The organism is Kribbella sp. CWNU-51 (assembly GCF_054073265.1).
On record NZ_JBSXMZ010000020.1, the window covers coordinates 119,428 to 141,798 of the forward strand.

Annotated in this window: 24 protein-coding genes and 1 pseudogene; 11 read left to right on the forward strand and 14 right to left on the reverse strand. The window is 68.3% G+C overall.

Annotated elements, in window-relative coordinates:
* Positions 1–118: 118 nt before the first annotated feature.
* The 9 genes and pseudogenes from ACXC9Q_RS22365 to ACXC9Q_RS22405 all read right to left on the reverse strand — a co-directional run.
* A pseudogene (locus ACXC9Q_RS22365) lies at positions 119–406 on the reverse strand (response regulator); the annotation flags it as partial.
* A complete protein-coding gene (locus ACXC9Q_RS22370; protein WP_457058571.1) occupies positions 403–1,173 on the reverse strand; it encodes an FAD:protein FMN transferase in 771 nt (256 codons plus the stop codon). The pseudogene ACXC9Q_RS22365 and the gene ACXC9Q_RS22370, both read right to left, overlap by 4 nt.
* 103 nt (positions 1,174–1,276) lie before the next feature.
* Positions 1,277–1,510: a universal stress protein gene (locus ACXC9Q_RS22375; protein ID WP_457058572.1), complete on the reverse strand. Its 234-nt coding sequence runs from the start codon at positions 1,508–1,510 to the stop codon at positions 1,277–1,279.
* A 13-nt stretch (positions 1,511–1,523) separates the two neighbouring features.
* Positions 1,524–1,643 carry a universal stress protein gene (locus ACXC9Q_RS22380; RefSeq protein ID WP_457058573.1) on the reverse strand — a complete coding sequence of 40 codons (120 nt, stop codon included), beginning with the start codon at positions 1,641–1,643 and terminating at the stop codon, positions 1,524–1,526.
* Between the two features lie 13 nt (positions 1,644–1,656).
* Positions 1,657–2,628, reverse strand: a complete 972-nt coding sequence (locus ACXC9Q_RS22385; RefSeq protein ID WP_457058574.1) for a PEP/pyruvate-binding domain-containing protein — start codon at positions 2,626–2,628, stop codon at positions 1,657–1,659.
* Positions 2,629–2,639: 11 nt separating this feature from the next.
* A complete protein-coding gene (gene gap / locus ACXC9Q_RS22390; protein ID WP_457058575.1) occupies positions 2,640–3,647 on the reverse strand; it encodes a type I glyceraldehyde-3-phosphate dehydrogenase in 1,008 nt (335 codons plus the stop codon).
* Between the two features lie 99 nt (positions 3,648–3,746).
* Positions 3,747–4,457 carry a DUF4389 domain-containing protein gene (locus ACXC9Q_RS22395; RefSeq protein ID WP_457058576.1) on the reverse strand — a complete coding sequence of 237 codons (711 nt, stop codon included), beginning with the start codon at positions 4,455–4,457 and terminating at the stop codon, positions 3,747–3,749.
* 173 nt (positions 4,458–4,630) lie between these two features.
* Positions 4,631–5,599, reverse strand: a complete 969-nt coding sequence (locus ACXC9Q_RS22400; RefSeq protein ID WP_457058577.1) for an Acg family FMN-binding oxidoreductase — start codon at positions 5,597–5,599, stop codon at positions 4,631–4,633.
* Positions 5,600–5,664: 65 nt separating this feature from the next.
* The gene (locus tag ACXC9Q_RS22405; RefSeq protein ID WP_457058578.1) at positions 5,665–6,021 is read right to left on the reverse strand and encodes a DUF779 domain-containing protein; all 357 of its coding nucleotides are present in this window, start codon (positions 6,019–6,021) and stop codon (positions 5,665–5,667) included.
* A 165-nt stretch (positions 6,022–6,186) separates the two neighbouring features.
* On the opposite strand from ACXC9Q_RS22405, the gene ACXC9Q_RS22410 reads away from it, so the two are divergent.
* From ACXC9Q_RS22410 to ACXC9Q_RS22420, 3 genes are read left to right on the forward strand one after another with little or no spacing between them, the layout of a single operon-like run.
* The gene (locus tag ACXC9Q_RS22410; protein WP_457058579.1) at positions 6,187–6,999 is read left to right on the forward strand and encodes a 2-oxo acid dehydrogenase subunit E2; all 813 of its coding nucleotides are present in this window, start codon (positions 6,187–6,189) and stop codon (positions 6,997–6,999) included.
* Positions 6,996–7,778, forward strand: coding sequence for a universal stress protein (locus tag ACXC9Q_RS22415; RefSeq protein ID WP_457058580.1), 783 nt, complete (start codon positions 6,996–6,998; stop codon positions 7,776–7,778). The genes ACXC9Q_RS22410 and ACXC9Q_RS22415 overlap by 4 nt, the downstream gene beginning before the upstream one ends.
* A gap of 5 nt (positions 7,779–7,783) precedes the next feature.
* Positions 7,784–8,188 carry a hypothetical protein gene (locus ACXC9Q_RS22420; RefSeq protein WP_457058582.1) on the forward strand — a complete coding sequence of 135 codons (405 nt, stop codon included), beginning with the start codon at positions 7,784–7,786 and terminating at the stop codon, positions 8,186–8,188.
* Positions 8,189–8,371: 183 nt separating this feature from the next.
* Here ACXC9Q_RS22420 and ACXC9Q_RS22425 read toward each other — a convergent pair whose 3' ends face one another.
* A complete protein-coding gene (locus tag ACXC9Q_RS22425) occupies positions 8,372–8,647 on the reverse strand; it encodes a DUF1876 domain-containing protein (RefSeq protein ID WP_457058583.1) in 276 nt (91 codons plus the stop codon).
* Between the two features lie 156 nt (positions 8,648–8,803).
* Here ACXC9Q_RS22425 and ACXC9Q_RS22430 point away from each other — a divergent pair, with 156 nt between their 5' ends.
* Positions 8,804–9,001, forward strand: a complete 198-nt coding sequence (locus ACXC9Q_RS22430; protein ID WP_457058584.1) for a hypothetical protein — start codon at positions 8,804–8,806, stop codon at positions 8,999–9,001.
* A gap of 52 nt (positions 9,002–9,053) precedes the next feature.
* Here ACXC9Q_RS22430 and ACXC9Q_RS22435 read toward each other — a convergent pair whose 3' ends face one another.
* Positions 9,054–9,584, reverse strand: a complete 531-nt coding sequence (locus ACXC9Q_RS22435) for a hypothetical protein (RefSeq protein WP_457058585.1) — start codon at positions 9,582–9,584, stop codon at positions 9,054–9,056.
* Between the two features lie 317 nt (positions 9,585–9,901).
* Here ACXC9Q_RS22435 and ACXC9Q_RS22440 point away from each other — a divergent pair, with 317 nt between their 5' ends.
* The 5 genes from ACXC9Q_RS22440 to narI are packed head-to-tail and all read left to right on the forward strand — an operon-like array spanning position 9,902 to position 17,883.
* Positions 9,902–11,161 (forward strand): MFS transporter, encoded by a 1,260-nt coding sequence (locus ACXC9Q_RS22440; protein WP_457058586.1) that lies wholly within the window; start codon positions 9,902–9,904, stop codon positions 11,159–11,161.
* Complete coding sequence (locus ACXC9Q_RS22445; protein WP_457058587.1) at positions 11,158–14,868, forward strand: nitrate reductase subunit alpha; 3,711 nt, start codon at positions 11,158–11,160, stop codon at positions 14,866–14,868. Before ACXC9Q_RS22440 ends, ACXC9Q_RS22445 begins: the two co-directional genes overlap by 4 nt.
* Positions 14,868–16,496, forward strand: a complete 1,629-nt coding sequence (narH, locus tag ACXC9Q_RS22450) for a nitrate reductase subunit beta (protein WP_457058588.1) — start codon at positions 14,868–14,870, stop codon at positions 16,494–16,496. The genes ACXC9Q_RS22445 and narH overlap by 1 nt, the downstream gene beginning before the upstream one ends.
* Positions 16,493–17,173 (forward strand): nitrate reductase molybdenum cofactor assembly chaperone, encoded by a 681-nt coding sequence (narJ, locus tag ACXC9Q_RS22455; RefSeq protein ID WP_457058589.1) that lies wholly within the window; start codon positions 16,493–16,495, stop codon positions 17,171–17,173. The genes narH and narJ overlap by 4 nt, the downstream gene beginning before the upstream one ends.
* Positions 17,170–17,883 carry a respiratory nitrate reductase subunit gamma gene (gene narI / locus ACXC9Q_RS22460; protein WP_457058590.1) on the forward strand — a complete coding sequence of 238 codons (714 nt, stop codon included), beginning with the start codon at positions 17,170–17,172 and terminating at the stop codon, positions 17,881–17,883. The genes narJ and narI overlap by 4 nt, the downstream gene beginning before the upstream one ends.
* Positions 17,884–17,961: 78 nt before the next feature.
* Here narI and ACXC9Q_RS22465 read toward each other — a convergent pair whose 3' ends face one another.
* From ACXC9Q_RS22465 to ACXC9Q_RS22475, 3 genes are all read right to left on the reverse strand, one after another.
* Complete coding sequence (locus ACXC9Q_RS22465) at positions 17,962–18,318, reverse strand: helix-turn-helix domain-containing protein (RefSeq protein ID WP_457058591.1); 357 nt, start codon at positions 18,316–18,318, stop codon at positions 17,962–17,964.
* Between the two features lie 577 nt (positions 18,319–18,895).
* On the reverse strand, positions 18,896–19,138 hold the full coding sequence (locus tag ACXC9Q_RS22470) for a hypothetical protein (RefSeq protein WP_457058592.1): 243 nt from the start codon (positions 19,136–19,138) through the stop codon (positions 18,896–18,898).
* 518 nt (positions 19,139–19,656) lie between these two features.
* On the reverse strand, positions 19,657–20,286 hold the full coding sequence (locus ACXC9Q_RS22475; protein WP_457058593.1) for a hypothetical protein: 630 nt from the start codon (positions 20,284–20,286) through the stop codon (positions 19,657–19,659).
* Between the two features lie 174 nt (positions 20,287–20,460).
* On the opposite strand from ACXC9Q_RS22475, the gene ACXC9Q_RS22480 reads away from it, so the two are divergent.
* Both ACXC9Q_RS22480 and ACXC9Q_RS22485 read left to right on the forward strand, forming a co-directional pair.
* Complete coding sequence (locus ACXC9Q_RS22480) at positions 20,461–21,627, forward strand: sensor histidine kinase (RefSeq protein WP_457058594.1); 1,167 nt, start codon at positions 20,461–20,463, stop codon at positions 21,625–21,627.
* Positions 21,624–22,307 carry a response regulator gene (locus ACXC9Q_RS22485; RefSeq protein ID WP_457058595.1) on the forward strand — a complete coding sequence of 228 codons (684 nt, stop codon included), beginning with the start codon at positions 21,624–21,626 and terminating at the stop codon, positions 22,305–22,307. The genes ACXC9Q_RS22480 and ACXC9Q_RS22485 overlap by 4 nt, the downstream gene beginning before the upstream one ends.
* Positions 22,308–22,371 lie beyond the last annotated feature (64 nt).

The window sequence follows — 22,371 nt, forward strand, 5'->3', positions numbered from 1 at the left end:
GAACCACCCGAACAGCCAGCTGGCCGGCGTGATCGAGGTGGCGCCTCAGCAGGGCCCTCAGCCGCGCCAGCAACTCCGTGAGCTCGAACGGCTTCGCCAGGTAGTCCTCCGCGCCGGCGTCCAGACCTTCGACCCGGTCCTCAGTGCTGTTCCGCGCGGACAGCACCAGGATCGGCGTGACCACGCCGCGGCTGCGCAGCCGGGCGATCAGGTCCAGGCCTTCGACAGCGGGCAGACCACGGTCGACGATCATCGCCTCGAACGACCGCGTCAACGCCAGGTGCAGTCCGGTCTGACCGTCGCCCGCGCGGGTCACGGCGTACCCCTCGTCGGCGAGCACCCGGTCGAGCAGTCCGGCGAGGTCGGCGTCATCCTCGATCAGCAGGATCTGTCTCATCGCGGTCATTGTGCCCCCGACCCCACCGCGGGCCAGCCGGGTGTCGCGAACAGGTTGCCGTCAGCAAGGATTCCCAGGCCTTCGTACCCGGGCAGTGCCGCGAGCACAGCCGGCCACTCCTCGCCCGCGACGAACGCCGCGGTGGCGAGGACATCGGCGTCTTCCAGTGACGGACCGCTCACCGACACCGACAGCCATCGGGTCGCCACCGGACCGCCGGTGCGTGGGTCGTAGAGGTGCGCACCTCTGGCCGCCGTACCGCTCGTTGCCACGGCTCCATCGGTTCGGGCCACGCTGGTGACCACCCGCCCTGGGTCGCGCGGATCCTGGATTCCGACGGTGAACGGATGGTTGCTCGGGCACAGCACCAGCACGTCGCCCCCGGCGTTCAGGCACCAATCCAGGTCGGAGACCTCCCGCAGTCGCTCGCCGGCCCGCTCGACCGCCCAGCCTTTCACCAGCCCCGAGGGATCCCACCCGCCGTCCGGCAGCTCCGGATCGAACAGCCCGCCGGTCAGCTCGCGGGCGCGCTCGCATCGCTCAGCGACCGCACGCACAACCGGGTCGACGTCGTCCCAGCCCACCTCTCCACGCGCCAGCAGGCTGACCGCGCTGTCGGTCTTGTACGGCGAGAACACGCGATCGGCCTCGACCAGCTCCGCGAAGACCTCTCGCACGGCCGCGTCCGCCCGCGCGGAGTCCGCCTGCTCCCCGCGGGCGAGAACGCTGACCGGCAGACCCATGATCTGCTCGACCCAGCTCCGCCGCGACACCATGCGGCAACGGTACGACGCTCCTAGTAGAACGTCCCGGCCGTGCCGGGAGGAGCGGTGTCGACGTCGGTCGACATCAAGTCGGGGATTGTCAACAAGTGGCGCATCATGACTCCTCGTGCCGGCGGACGATCGCGACGGGCGAGTCCGCATGGTGCAGGAGGCTCTGGCTGACGGATCCCAGCAGCAGACCGGCGACACCGCCGCGGCCACGGGAACCGACCACCACCAACGACGCTGTTGCCGACAATTCGACGAGCTGTTCGCCTGCCCGGCCCTCAATCACCAAGGCCAGTGCCTCGGCGGCGGAACGTAGCCCTCGACACCGAGGGCCGGCCACCGGCTCAGCTCGTTCAGGTAGGCCCGGACCACCCGCACCGCGCGCCGCGCCCCTCGGCCGCTTCGACGGCCCAGTGCAGCGCGAGCTGACTCTCGGGCGTGTCGTCGACGCCCACGAGGATGTACTTATCCATCGATGTGTTCCCCTCAGTGACTCGGTTGCTGGACGAGGATTCCCTTCGACCCGTCGACGAAGATGGTCACCGTGGGCATCACCCGTCGGTGGACCTCGACCAGGTAGAGGGCGCCGGAGCGACCGTCCTTGGCCCATTCGAGTTCCATCGGACGCTTGAAGTGCTTGTCGGCGGCAACCGACCAGCCGGCGAGTTCCTGGATGTCGTCGTCGGTCAGCACCAGGCCGGAGCGCTCCCGCGGTGTGGTCGGAACCGCCTGCGTGCCGCGGAGTCCGGCATACACGGTCTTGGTTCGCTTGGCGCCGCGGTGCTTGACGATCATCGGACGCGCGCCCGGGTGAACGGAGTACTGGTCGGGATCGTCGGCGCACGGTTCACCGAGGCCCCACGTGGCCAGGACCCGCACGAAGGTGCTCTCGCCGCGGACCGTGCCGGAGCTCCCCAGGTCCGCGCGCACCATCCGCTGCACGGTGACGGGCATGGCAGCTGCCAGCTGATCCGGTCCTCGGTGCTCACGGTTGCCAACGGCAACGGCACTGAACAGCGACGCGAAGCAGCACCGGCAGGCGGCGAGCACGTCCGCTCCGCTCCGCAAATGCAGGAAGGTCTCGTCGGCGACGCCGTCCTGCGGGTCGATCGGACTGCTGCGGACCGCGACCTCCGTCCCGTCGCCACCCAGCTCCTCGTAGCCGGCGAGGATCTCGTCGGTCAGGGCCGACGGCAACGATGCCTCCCGGAAGGCGGTACGGATCGCGGCGGCGACCACGACGAGCTCCCGGCCGGCGCGGTATCTGCGAAGCTCCTGCGCGATCACCGACCCAAGCCGGGCTTCGCGGACGAAGTCGTGGTACGCCGCGGCGGTCACTGCGAAGCCCGCCGGAATCCGGATTCCTTCGTTCGTCAGTTCGGCCAATCGCGCGTTCTTCACGCCGACCTGCTGTGGATCTGCGTCGCCTTGAAGCCAGACGACTCTCTCGCTGTTCATTACTCCTCCTGTCACAGCAAACCGGCGACGAGCTCGGTCATGTCGACCAGGCGGCTGGTGTAGCCCCACTCGTTGTCGTACCAGCCGAAGACCTTGACCAGGTGGTCCTGGACCTGCGTGAGCTCGGCGTCGAAGATGCAGGACGCCGGGTCGCCGATGATGTCGTGGGACACGATCGGATCTGTGGTGTAGCGCAGGATCCCCTTCAGCGGTCCGGCCGCGGCATCCGCGAAGACCTGGTTCACCTGCTCGACGGTGACGGCCTCGGACACCTGCACCGTCAGGTCGGTCAGCGAGCCGTCCTCGACCGGGACGCGCACCGCGACGCCGTCGATCTTCCCGGCCAGCTCAGGGATGACCAGGCCGACCGCACGAGCCGCGCCGGTGCTCGTCGGGATCAGGTTGACCGCGCCCGACCGTCCGCGGCGCAGATCCTTGTGTGGCGAGTCCAGCAGCACCTGATCGTTGGTGTAGCTGTGGATCGTCGTCATCAGTCCACGCTCGATGCCGAAGGCCCGGTGCAGTACGGACACCATCGGCGCGACGCAGTTCGTCGTACACGAGGCGTTCGAGATCACGTGGTGGGTCGCCGGGTCGTAGTCGTCTTCGTTGACGCCGAGGACGACGGTCACGTCGACGTCCTTCCCGGGCACCGACAGGATCACCTTGCGGGCACCGGCGGCGAGATGCGCGCCGGCGGCCTCGCGGGTCCGGAACTTGCCGGTCGACTCGATCACGATGTCGGCCCCGACCGCAGCCCAGTCCAGGCGCGCGGGGTCACGCTCGGCGGTCGCACGAACGGTGCGGCCGCCGACCGTGATCGTGTCGTCGGTGTGCCCGACCTCTTCCTTCAACGGCCCATAGGTCGAGTCGTAGCGCAGCAGGTGCGCGAGTGTTGCGGGTGCCGCGACGTCGTTGATCGCGACCACCTCGATGCCGCTCGACGTCCGCTCGAGTACGCAGCGCAGGTAGTCCCGCCCGATCCGCCCGAACCCGTTGATCCCAACCCGTACGCTCATGATCGACCCTTCAGCCGGTTGTTTCCGTCACTCTCATTCGACCCGCGGACCGGGGTCGAATGCAGAGTCGAAGGTCCCGCCTTCGGCTGCCGTACGACTTCACGAAGCCGGCGGAATCACGGCGCGCCCTGGGTGCGGCTCGTCCAGTCTGGTAGTGCCCGGGTCGTCACCGCCCATGTCCAACCGGAACGGTGGGTACTCGTCGACCATCAGTCCGGCGTACGCCGCGACCCGCAACGCCCAGCGGTCCATGCCGAGCACCAGATCGAAGACAGGCCGCGGAAAGCGACCGGTGAACAACAGGACCACAGCACCGATCAGCACGAGCAGGCCAACCAGACCGGAGCCCCAGCCCTGCCTTTCCGTCTGCGCAGCGAACCAGGTCCCGCCGCCCAGGAAGAATCCGACCACGAGATAGTGCGGAATCGCGAGCAGCCACCACTTGACCAGGACCAGACCGCGCGACAGGTGCTCCGGATAGGCGATCTCCAGATGCGCCGGGTAATCCGGTACGTCGTCGAGGGTGAAGGGCGGGTACTTGTCGGTGCCGAGCGCGCCGTACGCGTAGAACTGCACCCGCCAGGTCCACCGCAGGACTCCGACGTTGAAGTCGAAGATCCCGCGCGGGTACCGCCCGGTGAACAGGATGGCGAAGAACGCCACGAAGCTCAGCAGGACGAACCCGATCCACAGCACCGCCAGTACGAACAGGTGCGGGATCACCAGCACCCACTTCACCAGCCACAGCCAGCGATTCAGCCGCTCGTCCATCGCCCCGTCCACGCGGACGGGGTAAGTCGTCGTCCTCATCACGACCTCCTGACACTCGTCTCTTACTGCCAGCGTCGATCCGTCGCGGCGAGGTCAGCAGAGCCGAAGGTCTCGCCGAGGACGCGCCTTGGTGCCCTGACCGCGATGGACCGCATCGCACGCCGCAGGTGACAACCGTCCGGAAGGGCCTGCTCCGATCTCGGGGCAGGCCTTCAGTCGCGGATCAGGACGTCGGCGATCGGGCGGCGGGGAGTCGGTGGGACGGGCGGACCGTAGCCGAAGCGGATCACGGCCTGGGGACGTTGCCAGGGACCGAGCGGATCGTTGATCTGCCACCGGAGACCCTCGTGCTCGATCACCTGATTGAGCAGGGACGTTGAGACACCGTGTGCGGTCGCCTCGAGCAGCACGCGCTCCAGTGCCTGGCCGGCGCGGAGCCACTCGATCGGTCCGTCGTACCGAGTCGCCAGTACCGCGAACTGTGGTTGACGCTCGAAGTCCGCCACCGGCCGCAGCTCGTCGGCCCCGGTGGCGGCCAGATCACGGACGACCGGATCGCCGCCCGCGACCCGCGGCCCGAGCGCACTCGACGGCACGCCGTCGTCCGCCCGGTCACTGCCGACCCACCGGCGCCGCTCCGCCGTTCGGCCGCGATCCTGGTCGTCCGCGGTCATCGCGTCGGTCGTTGCCATCCGCAACCACCACTGCATCGGCGGTCGGTCGATCCATTGCAACACGGCGCCCTCGACCCGCGCACTCAGCCCGAGATCCGCACGGACCTGATCCGGAACCCGCACATCGCTGAACGGCTCCCGGTTCGTCCGGCGTTGCATGAGGTACGGCGCCAGTCCGGCCATCTCTGCGCTCAGCGGCGCATCGAGCTCCACCATCGCGACGAGATCCGGGCGCCGCTGGTCCACCAGGTGACGAACCGCCGAACCCATCCCGAGAGCCGCCGCAGCCACCCGCAGATTGAAGATCGACGCACCCAGCGACACGTACAGCATCCGCCGCGACGGATCCTCCGCCGGTAGTTCACGCTCCCGATCCCGGTGCACCTCGACCGTCCGCCCGGCGAACCGGAACCGCCACGGCTGGGTATTGTGCATCGACGGCGCCGCCACCGCGGCCCGCAGCATCGCGTCCGTGTCCGCGTCCGTCAGCCGAACCGTCTCCTCCATCGCGATCACCTCCGTGGATGTCAAAGCCGCCCGCCGCAACGCAGCGACCGGAAGGCCTGGTCGAACTACTGTGGGTCCGCCGCGAGGGCGACCGCGACGTCGGTTCGGGATCGCGTGACGAAATGGCCGCTCAGCCCGGCCGGGAGAGAGAACCCCTCCGGTCCGCCGGGCGCGACGTCAAGCTCGAACGCGGCCTCGCCCCAGGCTTGCCGCCGGTCCAGGTAGAACGGGCTGCCCTCGATCTCGCCGAGAAGCACGTCCCCGGGGCCGATCAGGAACTCGCCATCCGGGTAGCACCTCGGCGTACCGCCGGCACGGAAATCGCCGGACTGGACGAACATCACTGGAGCGCCACGACCGGCGCTCAGGTGACGGATCGCCTGGCGCGCGGCCGCGGTGGCCGTGATACGGATAGTGGGCATCGCATCCTCCGATCCTTACCTTGATGAGTCCATGCACCTTCGAGCGAACTGCAACTCGGTCAGGCCACGTAGGGCCGAAAGGCCTGTCCGCGCGGACCGATCGGCCGATGCGGAAGGCGGCGCGTGCAGCCCAAGCTCGAAGCAGATCGGCTCCGGAGGTGGACCGTGCATCAGCTGCACTCGAGGGTCGTGCCCGTGCCCTGGACCCGCCGGCTAGTCATCGATGCCGGCCGGGCCGCCCAGCGCCGCCACGCCATTCACGGATTGTTCGAGGTGGACGTGACCTCGGCCCGCGGGGCGTTGCGACGACACCGGGAGACGACCGGTGAGGACCTCTCGTTCACTGCGTTCGTCATCGCCTGCGTAGCTCGTGCGGTCGCCGCCGACCCCACCGTCCAGGCGTACCGCGACCTGCGCGGCCGCGACGTGATCTTCGACCAGGTCGACGTCGGCCTGCCGGTCGAGGTCGACCTGGACGGAAGCTCCTTCGCGTTCACGCACGTCCTGCGCGATGCCGGCAGCCGCACGGTGCAGGACCTGTGCCGCGAGATCCGCGACGTCAAGGCGGATCCCCACCTCAGCCCGTCGGTCCGCAAGGCACCGTGGGCACATGCCTATCTGATCCTGCCTGGCTTCGTGCGCATCCGGCTGCTTGGAGCGCTGCACCGCCTACCCCATCGCCAGCGGGCGCTGGCCGGAACCATCGGCGTGACCGCGGTCGGAATGTTCGGCGCCGGTGGCGGATGGGGCATCGCCTTCCAGCTCCACACGCTCGGCGTCGTCATCGGCGGCATCACGCGACGTCCCATTCTGTTCCAGGACCGGCTGGTCGAACGTGAGTTCCTCCAGCTGACCACCAGCGTCGACCACGACGTGGTCGACGGCGCGCCTGCCGCACGGTTCGTGGCACGTCTGCGCGGTCTGCTCATGGCTGCCGAGGAGATCGGCCTGCCGGAGAGGGCAAGGAGATCAGCATGAGACACCAGCCAGTCGTGGCCGGCATCGACGGGTCGCCGGCAGACCAGATCGCGATCAGGTGGGCGACAGCCGAGGCCAAGTCCCTGCGCACTCAGCTTCGCCTGATCCATGCCCTGCAGCCCGGTGATCCCGCGTCCGAGGCCGGTGACGTCGTCTACAAGGCTCTCGCCTTGGCCCGCGAACTCGCGCCGGCCGTCGACGTCGATCCGCGGATCGAGAACGGCCCGCCATCCACCATCCTGGTGAAGGCGTCCGGTGACGCGAAGCTGGTGGTGATCGGCAGCCGTGGCCTCGGCCTGATGGCCGGCGCACTCCTCGGCTCGACCGGCCTCGACCTCGCTGCGAACGCCCGCTGCCCGATTGTCGTCGTACGACCGGATCTCGGCACTGCGGCCGGCATTCGAGTGGTCATCGGGTACGACGGCTCGTCCGCCGGGGCGACCGCCCTCAACCTCGGCCTGGACTACGCCCGCCGTCACGGTCTCGCCGTACGCGTCGTCGCCGCCCAGCCGGCCGGCACCGAGCTGCACCGGATCACCGAGGCCGAGCTCCGCGACGCAGTACACGCACGCGGTGGTCACGACGCCGAACTCATCCAGATCACCGGCCACCCCGCCGAACACATCCTCCGCCTCGCCGCCGACGCCAACCTGATCGTCCTCGGCGCCCGCGGCCGTGGCGGCTTCACCGGCATGCTCATCGGCTCGGTCAGCCAAACCGTCCTCCACCACGCCGACTGCCCGGTCGCCATCATCCCGGCCGCCGCCACCGGAGGCTGATCCCCATGACCACCCAGCCCGCCACCTCCACCGGTTCGGCGGCTGTCTATCGTGCGATCCACTGGGGTTTCATCGCGCTGTTCGGGTCAGGCGCTGTGGTCCACTTCGTCCTGGCACTGACAACCCCGCAGTCGTACCGCCCGTTCGCCGATCACGCGCTCTTCGACTGGGTGTACAACGGCTGGCAGAACGTCTACATGGCCCACCCGTCGCTGTGGGCCCTTCTCCTCGCCGTGGCCGAACTGACCATCGCCGTACTCCTGGTAAAGAGCCCACGCGCCGGCTATGTGGCGGTCATCGCCTTCCACCTGGCTCTGATGTGCTTCGGCTGGGGCTTCTGGCTCTGGTCCGTTCCAGCCCTGTGCTTCGCGGTCCCGGCAGCCCGCCACGCCTTTCGGACCAGCCCGTAGCGCGCATCACACTCAGATGAACAGCAACACAGGCTAACGGCCCGTCGTTACAGGGCGAACGGCCCGTCCCCGGCAGCTCCCGGCGGGTCGACGCTGGAGGTGACGGCGGCGGCCATGCTCAGCTCGGCATCTGGCTGGTGTGCTTTGCCTTGGGTCCTCGGCCGGCGGTGCCCGTGGCTGCGGTCAGTTGTGCAGGCGGATGTGCTCGTGGGTGATCTGCTCGATGTCGGACGCCGCGGCGTCAAGCAGCTCGTGCGCCAGGTTGGACAGGGCCCGCGCGGCGGCTAGTTCGTCGCCGATCTCGGCGATGTCGGCGTCGTTCGGGTTCCGGTGGGCCGTGCCCCGGCCGACGAGTTGGGTCTTGTCGTCGGTGTGCAGCCGAGCCTCCGCGTGGGTGGTCCGCTCGTCCTCGTGCTCGTCGATGAAGATCTCGACGCTCCAGTGCCTGCTCGCGATCATGATGCTCGCCCTTCCGATCGATGGACCCCTTCGAGGCCATCGTCCGCCGGTGCCGCGACGCGCACCAGGGCCGTCCGGTTCACCTCGGCGGGATCTTCTGCCCTGTCGTACGGTCGCGAGCCGGCGTGTGCTGGAAGTGCACGAAGGGAACCGGCCATGAAAGACATCGAGAAAGCCCGCACACAGCGCGACGCGAAGCGCACCGTGGCCAGCCGGCGGACGACCGGATCGGCACACCCCGAGCAGAGCATCGTGCGCCACCTCGGCGTCGAGGTCTACCGGGAAAGCCACCGCCGCGACAAAGAAGCGGGCGAGCCGCAGGCGGGGCCAACCGAACAGTCGCCGGTCGACTGACTCCGGCCACGACACTTGATCTCCCGGCTCGCCGGGCCCTTTCGGGCCTCTCTCAGTTCACCGGGACCCGGGATCGAGCGGTGGCCGGGTTGCGCATCGCCCGCAGTGATGTGCCGATGCCGTAGGTGAGGAAGTGCCCCTCGGGGACGATCTCCACGATCCGGCAGTCGGCCAATCGTTCGGGCGGCACCAGCTTCGCCAGCTCCGGCAACAGCGACGTGATGTCGCTGCGGCCGGCCGGGTGGACGACCGCACGGGCATGGAAACTGATCGTGGCCGGTGGAATCGGGAACAGGAGCGCCAGCAGTCCACCTCGCCGTACCGGCACCGTCACCGCGACCTGGTCGGTCGCGGGGATGTGCAGCGCCTTCCAGCTGTTCGGTGCGACCGCGACGTACAGCCGGCCTCGCCCGGTCGTGTAAACGACACCACTCGACCGAGGCTCGCCGTTCGGTGTCACGTGGCTCAGCACTGCGAAGGACGCCTTGGACATCCGTCGCCAGATCTCGTCCCTGGTCGGTGGCCGGCGATCTTCGTTGCCGATCGCAATCTTCTGCTCTGCCTCTCTACCTGTCTTGGTCATCGTCGTTCCTCCCGTCTTCGGTGATCGTCGGGCACATCGGTCGGTCCAGGTCCAGCCCGAGTCGCTCAGCGAAGTCGTGCGCGTACGACGTGCCGCAACCGCGGACCCTCCCATCGGTCACCTCGAGTCTCCGGCGACGGCTGTGGCCAAACCACAGGCGTCAGGCCCGACTCCTGTAGGCGGACGGCCTCGCGCGCCAGCCCTTGAGAGATCACTAGCCGGGCCTTTCGGCGCAGCCCGGCGGGACCGATGGCCCTGGGGCGGCCGCGCCGCGCCGCGCGACGATCGAGACCTGAATTCGGCGCGAGGAGCCTGCGATGAACGGACGCGACGTCGATCGCCCCGCGGAGAGAGCTGAGCGAGCACCATGGGTGATGCTTGCCGTCGCCACGGTCGGGTTCGCGGTCAACTTTTGGGCCTGGGCGCTGCTGAGTCCGCTCGGGCCGCTGTTCCGGACCCAGGGCACACTCGGCCGGCTGTCCGAGTCGGATGTCGCGCTGCTGGTCGCCGTACCGGTGCTGGTCGGCTCGCTCGGCCGCATTCCGGTCGGTGCCCTGACCGATCGGTTCGGCGGGCGGGTGATGTTCCCGCTGGTCACCGCCGCGACCATCGTGCCGATCCTGTTCATCGGCTTCTTCGGGCTCGACTCGTACGGCGCACTCCTGATCGGCGGCTTCTTCCTCGGCATCGGCGGCACCACCTTCGCGGTCGGCGTGCCCTTCGTGAGTGCCTGGTTCCCGCCGGAGCGCAAAGGTCTCGCGGTCGGCATCTTCGGCGCGGGTATGGGCGGTACGGCGATCAGCGCGCTGACCACCGTGAAGCTGTACAGCAATGCCGGCCACCGGGTTCCGTTCGTGATCACGGCCTGCGTCCTGGCCGGGTACGCCGTACTGGCGTGGCTGGTACTGCGGGACGCGCCGAACCGGCGCCCCGCGCAGGGATCGTTCGTGACCCGGCTGGTGGCGAACGCCAAGCTCCCGATCAGCTGGCAGGCCTGCATCTTGTACGCCGTCGCCTTCGGCGGCTATGTGGCCTTCTCGGTCTACCTACCGTCGTACCTGAAGACTGCGTACGACCTGAGCGCCGCCGACGCGGCGAACCGGATGGCCGGCTTCGTCGTGGTCGCCGTCCTGATGCGACCGATCGGTGGCTGGCTGTCGGACCGTTTCGGACCGGTGCCCGTTCTCGCCGGTTGCTACGCGATCGTCGCCGGGGGCGCGGCGGTCGCCGCCAGCACGCCCCTGCTCGAGCACGTCGGAACCGCGGCCTTCCTGTCCATGGCCGCCGCTCTCGGCGGTGGCAGCGGAGCCACTTTCGCGCTCGTCGCGAAGGTCACCGACCCGGCCCGGGTCGGCGGCGTGACCGGCCTCGTCGGTGCGGCCGGCGGCCTCGGTGGCTTCGTCCCCCCGCTGATCATGGGCTACGTCTACGGCCGCACCCAGTCGTACGGCATCGGCCTGACGTTGCTTTCGGTCACCGCGGCCTTGACGTTGCTGCTGACCCTGACGATCGTGAGAAGGACGGCCGACCCGACGCGTCACGAGCACCGCACAGCGACTAGCGAGGGAGCTGTATGAGCACTGGGGACGGCTCGAACGACGCCTCGGGCATCGGCCTGGATGGCGGGCTCAGTGAGGCCTTGGTCCGGACTCGGCGCTACTTCACCAGGGGCGTGGTCTCCGACGACCTGCGCACCCTGCACAAGATCGGTGGCCGGAGCGCCGACGACTTCTACCGGGATCGCTGGAGTCATGACAAGGTCGTGCGCTCCACCCATGGGGTGAACTGCACCGGCTCCTGCTCGTGGAAGGTGTATGTCAAGGACGGCATCATCACCTGGGAGACGCAGCAGACCGACTACCCCTCGGTCGGTCCCGACAAGCCTGAGTACGAGCCCCGCGGCTGCCCACGCGGTGCCGCCTTCTCCTGGTACACCTACTCCCCCACGCGCATCCGCTACCCCTACATCCGTGGCGTGCTGCTGCAGATGTACCGCGAGGCCAAGTCCCAGTACAACGGCGATCCGGTCGCCGCCTGGGCGCACATTGTCGACAATCCAACGCTCGCACAAAAGTACAAGTCCGCCCGTGGCAAGGGCGGACTCGTCCGGGCGACCTGGGACGAGGCCACCGAGCTCGTCGCTGCCGCGTACGTGCACACGCTGAAGAAATGGGGACCCGACCGGATCGCCGGGTTCTCGCCGATCCCGGCGATGTCGATGGTGTCGCACGCCTCGGGCGCACGGTTCACGTCACTGATCGGCGGCACGATGCTGTCGTTCTACGACTGGTACGCCGACCTCCCGGTGGCCTCACCACAGGTGTTCGGCGACCAGACCGACGTACCCGAATCCGGAGACTGGTGGGACGCCGGCTACCTGATCATGTGGGGTTCGAACCTGCCGGTCACCAGAACGCCGGATGCGCATTGGATGGCCGAGGCGCGCTACCGCGGCCAGAAGGTCATCGCGGTGTCACCGGACTACGCGGACAACGTGAAATTCGCCGACGAGTGGTTGCCCGCGGCACCCGGTACGGACGGCGCGCTGGCGATGGCGATGGGACACGTGATCCTGAAGGAGTTCTTCGTCGATCGCGAGACGCCGTACTTCACGCACTACGCCAAGACCTACACCGACCTCCCCTACCTGGTCCGGCTCGATGCCGTAGGCAACGGTGTGCACCGGCCGGGCAAGTTCCTCACCGCGGCCGATCTCCCGGACCTCTCGGAGGAGAACGCCGACTTCAAGACCGTGATGGTGGACTCGGCCACCGGCCGGCCCGTTGTACCGAACGGTTCGCTCGGTCACCGCTTCGGCGAGGCCGGCCAAGGCAAGTGGAATCTCGACCTTGGCCCGGTGGATCCGGCGCTGTCGCTGGCCGGCGGGGACGCCGAGCCTGTGCTGCTCCGGCTGCCGCGGTTCGACACCGGTGACGGGGCAGCCGGTGACCTCATCCGTGGCGTCCCCGCGCGGCGGATCGGCGGACACCTCGTCGCGACGGTCTACGACCTGATGCTCGCCCAGTACGGCGTCGCCCGCCCCGGACTGCCCGGCGGCTGGCCCAGTTCGTACGACGACCTCGCGCCGTACACTCCGGCTTGGCAAGAGCGCATCACCGGTGTTCCGGCGGCAGCGGCTGCCCGCATCGCTCGCGAGTTCGCGCAGAACGCCGAGGACTCCCGGGGCCGCTCGATGATCGTGATGGGCGCCGGCACGAACCACTGGTTCCACTCCGACACCATCTACCGCGCGTTCCTGGCGCTCACCACGCTGACCGGCTGCCAGGGTGTGAACGGCGGCGGCTGGGCTCACTACGTCGGGCAGGAGAAATGCCGCCCGATCACCGGCTGGGCTCAGCTCGCGTTCGGGCTCGACTGGTCACGGCCGCCACGGCAGATGATCCAGACCGCCTACTGGTACCTGCACACCGACCAGTTCCGCTACGACCCGTTCGGTGCGGATACGCTGGCCGCGACGACGGGACAGGGACAACTGGCCGGGAAGACCACCGCCGACCTGATCGCGCTCAGCGCCCGGCTCGGCTGGATGCCGTCGTACCCGACGTTCAACCGCAATCCGCACGACCTCGCCGACGAGGCGCACGCCGCGGGACGGCCGGTCGCCGAGCACGTCGTCGACCAGCTCAAGACCGGAGCGCTCCGGTTCGCCTGTGAGGACCCGGACTCACCCGAGAACTTCCCGCGGATCCTGTCGATCTGGCGGGCCAACCTGCTCGGCTCGTCGGCCAAGGGCAACGAGTACTTCCTTGAGCACCTCCTCGGTGCCGGCTCGTCGCTGCGAGCCGGCGAGGCACCGGCGGGCAGCCGCCCGCGCGAGGTGGAGTGGCACGACGAGGCGCCGCGCGGCAAGCTGGATCTCCTGCTCACGCTGGACTTCCGGCAGACCAGCACGACACTCTTCTCCGACGTCGTCCTGCCGGCGGCGACGTGGTACGAGAAGCACGACCTCAACACCACCGACATGCATCCGTTCATCCACTCCTTCAACCCCGCCATCGCGCCGCCGTGGCAGACCCGCACGGACTGGGACGCGTGGCAGACGATCGCCGAGAAGTTCAGCGAGCTGGCCCAGCAGCATCTCGGCGTACGCCGTGACATCGTCGCCGTACCACTCCTGCATGACACGCCGGACGAGCTGGCGAATCCGCACGGCATCGTTCGCGATTGGAAGGCCGGCGACTGCGACCCGATTCCCGGTGTCACGATGCCGAAGCTCGTCGAGGTCGAACGCGACTACGGTGCCGTTGCCGCCAAGATGTCGGCCCTCGGCCCGCTGATGGAGAAGCTCGGCGCGACAACCAAGGGCGTCACCTACGACGTGACCGAGCCGGTCGACTACTTGCGCGCGAAGAACGGCGCTGTCCGCGGCGGCCCGGCCGACGGCCGCCCGTCACTGAAGCGCGACATCCACGCCTGCGAGGCGATCCTGGCCCTGTCGGGTACGACGAACGGCCGCCTCGCCACCGAGGGCTTCAAGACACTCGAGACCCGGGTCGGCAAACCACTGCACGATCTGGCCGCGGAGCACGAGGGCAAGCGCATCACGTTCGCCGACACCCAAGCCGCTCCGGTGCCGGTCATCACCTCCCCGGAGTGGTCGGGCTCTGAGACCGGCGGCCGGCGCTATTCGCCGTTCACCATCAACGTCGAACGGCTCAAGCCCTGGCACACGCTCACCGGTCGCCAGCACTTCTTCCTGGACCACGACTGGATGGCAGAGCTCGGCGAGAACCTGCCCGTTTACCGTCCACCACTCGACATGGGCGCACTGTTCGCCGAGCCGGAGATCGGCTCGGTCACCGAGCACGGCGTGACGGTTCGCTACCTGACGCCGCACAGCAAGTGGTCGATCCACTCGGAGTACCAGGACAACCTGTTCATGCTGTCGCTGTCGCGCGGCGGCCAGGCCATCTGGATGAGCGACAAGGACGCCGCCAAGGTCGGCATCGCGGACAACGACTGGATCGAGGCGGTCAACCGCAACGGCGTCGTCGTGGCCCGCGCGATCGTCTCGCATCGGATGCCCGAGGGCACGGTGTACATGCATCACGCGCAGGATCGGCTGATCGACGTACCGATCGCGGAGGCGTCGAAGAAGCGCGGCGGCATCCATAACTCGCTGACCCGCCTGCTGATCAAGCCGACACATCTGATCGGCGGGTATGCCCAACTGTCCTTCGCCTTCAACTACCTGGGGCCGACAGGGAACCAGAGAGACGAGGTCACCGTGATCCGGCGTCGCTCCCAGGAGGTGACCTACTGATGCGAGTCATGGCGCAGATGGCGATGGTCATGAACCTCGACAAGTGCATCGGCTGCCACACCTGCTCGGTCACCTGCAAGCAGGCCTGGACCAACCGCCCCGGCACCGAGTACGTCTGGTTCAACAACGTCGAGACCCGGCCCGGCCAGGGCTATCCACGGACCTACGAGGACCAAGAGACGTGGAAGGGCGGCTGGACGCTCACCAAGCGCGGCCGGCTCACGCTCAAGGCAGGTGGGCGGTTGAAGAAGCTCTTGACCATCTTCTCCAACCCGAAGATGCCGTCCATCCAGGACTACTACGAGCCCTGGACCTACGACTACGCGACGCTGACCGACGCGCCGGCCCAGCAGCACACGCCGGTCGCCCGGCCGAAGTCACTGATCTCCGGGCAGAACATGAAGGTCTCCTGGTCGGCGAACTGGGACGACGACCTCGGTGGCTCCGCAGCGACAGCAGAGCGAGACCCGGTGCTGAAGAAGGTCGGCGACAAGGTCAAGTTCGAGTTCGAGCAGACCTTCATGTTCTACCTGCCGCGGATCTGCGAGCACTGCCTGAACCCGTCGTGCGCCGCCTCCTGTCCGAGCGGCGCCATCTACAAGCGGTCCGAGGATGGCATCGTGCTGGTCGACCAGGATCGCTGCCGCGGCTGGCGGATGTGCATCTCCGGCTGTCCGTACAAGAAGGTCTACTTCAACCACCGCACCGGCAAAGCGGAGAAGTGCACGTTCTGCTTCCCGCGAGTGGAAGTCGGCCTGCCGACGGTCTGCTCGGAGACGTGTGTCGGCCGGCTGCGCTACCTCGGCCTGATGCTGTACGACGCCGACAAGGTCCTGGCCGCCGCGTCGACACCGGACGAGCAGGGACTCTACGAAGCCCAGCGGGACGTGTTCCTCGATCCCTCGGACCCCGACGTACGACGCGACGCCGAGCGGGCCGGGATCCCGCACGACTGGATCGAGGCCGCTCGACGATCGCCCGTGTACGCGTTGATCAACCGCTACCAGGTCGCTCTGCCGCTGCATCCGGAGTACCGAACCCTACCGATGGTCTGGTACATCCCGCCTCTGTCTCCCGTCGTCGACGTCGTCAGGGAGACCGGCGAGGACGCCGAGAAGCGGGAGAACCTGTTCGCCGCCATCGACGCACTGCGGATCCCGATCGAGTACTTGGCCGAGTTGTTCACCGCAGGCGACGTACAGCCTGTCGATCTCGTCCTGCGCAAGCTCGCCGCGATGCGCTCGTACATGCGTGACATCAACCTCGGCCGCGATCCCGACGGCGGCATCCCCCACGCGGTCGGCATGACCGAGGAGGAGATGTACGACATGTACCGCCTGCTGGCACTGGCCAAGTACGACGAACGCTACGTGATCCCACCGGCGCATGCCGAGCAGGCCCATGCGCTGGAGGAGTTGGCGACCGAGTGCTCGCTCGACTACGAAGGTGGTCCGGGCATGGGTGGATCGGGCCCGTTCGGCGAGGGTTCCGGCGTACCGACCCCGATCGCGGTCGAGAACTTCCAGATGCTGAAGGACCGGCAGACCGCCGACCGGGTCAACCTGCTGAACTGGGACGGCAAGGGCAAACCGGACGGCCTCTTCCCACCGAAGGCCGATCAGCCATGAAGTACCCGAACCCGCAACTGCCCCCTCGCGACCTCACCATCGCCTGGCAGGCAGCATCGCTGCTGCTCGACTACCCCGATGACGAACTGCTCTCACGGCTGCAACTCATCCAGCAGGGAGCGGCCCGCCTCCCCCGGACCGTCGGGGATCCGCTCCGCGCCACCGCTCGAGAGCTCGCATCCGAAGACTTGTCCGCGCTCCAGCAACGGTACGTCGACACGTTCGACAACCGGCGACGGCACACCCTCTACCTGACCTACTTCGCCCACGGAGACACCAGGCGTCGTGGAGTCGCACTCTTGCGCTTCAAGCAGACCTACCTGCGGTCCGGCTTCGTGCTGGACGATACCGAACTGCCCGATCACCTCTGTGTGGTGCTGGAGTACGCGGCGACTGTCGACCAGCGACTCGGGTGGCGCTTGCTGATCGATCACCGCGCGGGTCTCGAGATCCTTCGGCTGGCTCTCGCGGAGGCCGGGTCCGCCTGGCACGGCGCCGTACAAGGGATCACCGCGACACTGCCGCCGCTTGCCGGTGACGAACGCGCCGCGATCGACCGCCTCGCCGCCGAAGGCCCACCGCAGGAGGAAGTCGGACTCACGCCGTACGCGACACCGGCCTTCGACCCGGCGACCCAACCGTTGCCGATGCCAACGTTTCCCGGAGCACGCCGATGAGCGAGTTCCTGTGGGTGGTCTATCCCTACATCTGCCTGACGATCTTCGTCGCCGGGCACTTCTGGCGCTACCGCTACGACAAGTTCGGCTGGACCACCCGGTCCTCGCAGCTGTACGAGAACAGACTGCTGCGCTGGGGCAGCCCGCTGTTCCACTTCGGCATCCTGGGCGTGTTCCTCGGGCACGTGATCGGTCTCGGCGTACCGAAGTCCTGGACCGAGGCGGTTGGCATCTCAGAGGGTCTCTACCACTTCCTCGCCGTCTCGATCGGCGCGATCGCCGGCTTCTCCACGGTCGCCGGCCTGGCTATCCTCATCTACCGCCGCCGCACGGTCGGACCGGTGTTCTCTGCAACCACCCGGATGGACAAGGTCATGTACCTGTTCCTCGCCACCGTCATAATGCTCGGCCTCGTGAACACGGTGATCGCGAACATCTTCGGCCACTACGACTACCGCGACGGCGTCTCGATCTGGTTCCGCGGCCTCTTCCGCTTCGACGTCCACCCTGCCCTGATGGCCGAAGCTCCCCTCACCTTCCAGCTCCACGGCCTCGTCGCCATCACCCTCTTCGCCCTCTGGCCCTTCACCCGCCTGGTCCACGTCTTCAGCGCCCCGCTCGGCTACCTGACCAGGCCCTACATCGTCTACCGCAGCCGCGACCAGCGGACCGCCACTCACTCTCCGCGCCGCGGCTGGGACAACCCCTGAACCCCCTCGGCCCCAACCGTACGCACAGGGATCAGGCGCGCCGGACGACGAAGAAGACTTCCTGGACCGCACCGGCGGTCAGTGGTCGCCTAGGGCGGCGGCGAGCTCTCGGCGGGACGAGATGCCCAGTTTGCCGAAGACCTTCCGCAGGTGCCATTCGACGGTCCGCGGGCTGAGGAACAGCGCCGCCGCGATCTCCGGGTTGGATCGCCCGGCCACCGCCTGCCGGACGACCTGCGACTCCTGTGAGGTCAGCTGCTCGGGCACGCCCAGCGTCCGCTTGCGCACGGTCTCGCCGGTAGCGGCCAGTTCTCGCCTGGCCCGCTCGGCGAACGCCTCCGCGCCCATCGCGGTGAACGCGGCATGCGTCGCCCGCAGCTCGGTGCGGGCTTGACCACGGTGGTTCTCCCGGCGCAGCCATTCGCCGTACAGCAAGCCGGGCCCGCGCTTCCATCAGCGTGAGCTTGCAGCGACCGAACTGGTCGATCGCCGCGCGATAACGGTCGTCGGCCTGCGCCGCCGGTCCGGCGAGCGCGTCGGCGAGCATCCGTGCACCGAGCGCCCACGGCGTGCCGGACGAGGTCCACTCGACGAGGCTGTCCCGCGCCTGCGCGGCCAACGCCACCTCGCCGGCGCGAGCCGCCGCCTCGACGAGCTCGCTGAGCGTCCACCCGTGCGCGGTCAGATCTCGGTACACGACCGCCCGCCGGGCCGCCTCCAACGCGGCCGGGGAGTTCCCGAGCCCGTTGTACAGCACAGCCCTGGTGTATCCGGCCACACCGATCAACCGGCCCATACCGCGTTGCTCAGCGCATCCTGACCCGCCGGCGACAGGCCTCGCCCCAGGGTGAAGCACTGGACCCCACCCTGGCCGAGGACCAGGGGGCCTGACCATCACCTGTCGGTCGGTAGACGCATCATCTCCCGAGGCCTTATTCAGCAAAGACCTCAGTCCCTCCATCTGCTGCACCGACAGAACTGTGCTGATCGTCGGGGACGGCGGAGGCAGCGGCTATTGATCGTCGGGATCGATCGGTTTGCCTTCTTTTGCGGGGTGTTCCACCAGGGCAACGACTCGACTCGCCATGAACCGTGCTGTGCGGACCACGGCGCCGCTACGGGTCAGCTCGGTGACCTCGACCAAGCTACGTCGTACGGCAGTCTCTACTCGACGTCCAGCCTTGGTCGCCACCATCTCGTAAGTCCGGGTGGCATCTCCGATATCGACGACGATCTCGACTCGATCACCCTTCATCGGAGGCCTCCTGCCGTCTGCCCGCCGCGTGTCAGCACGCCCTCCGAGGATATTCGATGATTGCTCCGGCACGTCAGAAATCGCGGTGCCACGATGCACCGTCGGCGTCCTCGTCAGAGCACGTAGCCGAGCACGCAACCGCGGTCGTCAGCGTCGGGACGTTGAGCGCCGCTGGTCGGGGTGAAGTGCACTCTTCCAGGTCTTGCCGACCCACACATGCGAAATCCCACCGAGGTGGTCGGCCGGCAGCCGCGACGACCAGTGCGCCACGCCGAGGCCCTCCGGCGGCGGCTCCAACGTCGCCAGCACGGGCAACATCAGGGGCCGAGTAGCCCTGACGAGTGCACACGACGCGGCGAATGCCCTAGGAATAAAGCAACGGCCACCGACGGCGAACGCCAGTGCGTACGAGAACGGCTGATCGACTCATCAGTGGTCGGGTCAGGCCCTAAGGCACATTGCCTGCTGAGGTCTGCGGGCTCGTTACCGGCCCGGCCTGATCGCTGCGTGCGGAGCTGTCACACCAGTGAGTCTGCCGGCTCCACAACCGGGCGCGTGGTCCTCGACGCGATGAGGAACACGCCCGCGACGACGGTCCAGAGCAGGAACACGAAGTAGGTGAAGTAGAAGGGCGCGAGGATGCCGCACAGTCCCGCGACGACGCAGAAGCCACGAAGCCAACCTGGGAGGGCAGATCGACGAGCCAGCACAAGTGCGGCCACGCCGACGAACAGCGCCGGAGAGCAGATGGCCAGCAGGTTGCCGATCTCGGTGATCGTATAGATCACAGGATGCGGCACACCGGCCCGCACCGCGCTGCCTCCCTCGGCCATCGCGACCTCAAGTCCGCCGGAGACGAAGACGCCGACGACGCTCGTCGCAGTGGCCGCGATGGCCAGACCCTCAAGGAAGCCGCCGACCGAGGGGAGGTTCCGCAGGCCGTGGCCGAACACGAGCAGGCCGAGGGCGGCCAGTGCCCCGACGTACCAGAACGCGAACGCCGGGGCGAAATGGCTGGTGGCGATGTAGTCGTTGACGAGCGAGCCTTCGTAGTCACCGCCCGGGGCTCCTGCCCCTACGAAAGCGATCGCGGTGCCGAGACCGTAGACGAGGAGGCCGATTCCGGCCGTCCGGGGAATTGCGTGCATGATTCTTCCTCCTGTGGTTGTGGCGCCCCGTCATGGAACGCCTTTCGACGGTAGGAAAGACACCGCGTCGGAGGCGTCATCCGGGGTCACGTTTTCGGGATCGTCCGTCCGGGCGAGTCCCTGTCCTCCGGCCGGAGGACGCGCTGCCTCCTTGGGTGGATCTATCGTCGACACATGAGCCGTCGGAGCTGGGCCTTCGATGTCACGATCGCGCTGGTTGTGGCGTCCCTCGGCGTGCTGGAAGCGTTCTGGGGCATCGGCGCGACGCACCGGCAGGGCCCGCACTGGGCAGAGGCATTGCTATACGTCGTGACCGGCGCCCTACTGGTCCTGCGTCGCCGGAACCCGCTGGCCTGCCTGACGGCGATCCTGGTGGTCAGCGCGGCCGAGTTCGCCGTGTTCGGCTCACCCGAAGGTCAGGGGGTCGCGATCCCGGGCATCGTGGCTGCCTACTCGGTCGCGCGGTGGGAGCGTCGCCGCCCGGCTTGGTGGGGCCTGGTACTCGTCGTCCTGCTCTGGGTCGTCTGGGCCGGCCTGGACCCGTCGAACCCGACGCTCGAGGCAAAGGCGCACGCCCTCGTATGGCTCTCACCATGGGTGATCGCCTGGCTGGTCGGGGCCCTGGTCCGCAGCCAGCTGCAGAACGCCGAGCAGCGCCGCCTGGCCCGGCAGCAGTGGGCGTCCCGCGCGGTCGCCGAGGAGCGCAACCGGATCGCCCGGGAGCTGCACGACGTGATCGGGCACAGCGTCAGTGTGATGACCGTCCAGGCTTCTGCGGTACGGCGCCGGCTCGCCCCTGGGCAGAGCGTCGAGCGCGAGGCGCTGGAGACTGTCGAGGCGGTCGGACGGGAAGCCCTCGTCGAGATGAGACGGATGGTGGGCATGCTTCGACAGTCCGGCGACACGACCGACAGGGAGCCACCAACCGGCCTGGCCCAGATCGACCGGCTGGTGCAGAAGTTCCGTTCCGGCGGCCTGACCGTCGGACTGCACGTGACCGGGGTACGGCGGCCGGTGGCGCCGGGACTCGACCTCACCGCGTACCGGCTGATCCAGGAGGGCCTCACCAACACCCTCCGGCACGCGGCGTCGCCGACCCGGGTCGAGGTGTCGATCGAGTACCGCGACGAGCATCTCGAGGTCGCCGTACGCGACGACGGACAGGCTGCGGTGACGGGCACCGAGGCCGGGCACGGACTGCTGGGCCTGAAGGAGCGCGTTGCGGTGTACGGCGGGAGCCTGCTCGCCCGGCCGCGTCAGCAGGGCGGCTTCGAGCTGGTCGCCACCATGCCACTCGAGCGCGACGACCTCGCCGAGCCGGGGACCGTCGGGACGCCATGATCACCGTGCTGATCGCCGACGACCAGGCACTGGTCCGCCGTGGCTTCCAGCTGATCCTCGAGATCGAGCAGGACCTGGAGGTCGTCGGCGAGGCCGTCGACGGCGACGACGCCGTGGACAAGGCCCGCGAGCTGCGGCCCGACATCGTGCTGATGGACGTTCGGATGCCCGGGACGGACGGCATCGAGGCGACCCGGATACTGACCGCGGACCCGGACAGCAGCGCCCGCGTGGTCATGCTGACGACGTTCGACATGGACCAGTACGTGTACGAGGCGCTGAAGGCGGGAGCCAGCGGGTTCCTGCTCAAGGATGTGCGGCCCGAGCTGCTGGTGGCCGGTATCCACGCCGTGTACGCCGGGGAGTCATTGCTCGCACCCTCGCTGACCCGGCGGATGATCGACTCGTTCCTGGATCGTCCGCGGACGCTCGACCCCAGGGCCGAGCAGCGACTGGCCGGACTAACCTCCCGCGAGCGTGAGGTGCTCGCGTTGCTCGCCCGCGGCCTGACCAACGCGGAGATCGCCGACGAGCTGGTCGTCTCCGCGACGACCGTGAAGACCCACGTCGCCCGCGTACTGATGAAGCTCGAACTGCGCGACCGCGTACAGGCCGTGATCTTCGCCTATCAGCACAACCTGGCGAGGCCAAGAGCGGCGGACCCGAAGGCACATCGGTAACTCTGGCACAACTCATGCTTCACCCGATATGCCGTCGAAGATCGCATGACAGGGTTCGTGACGC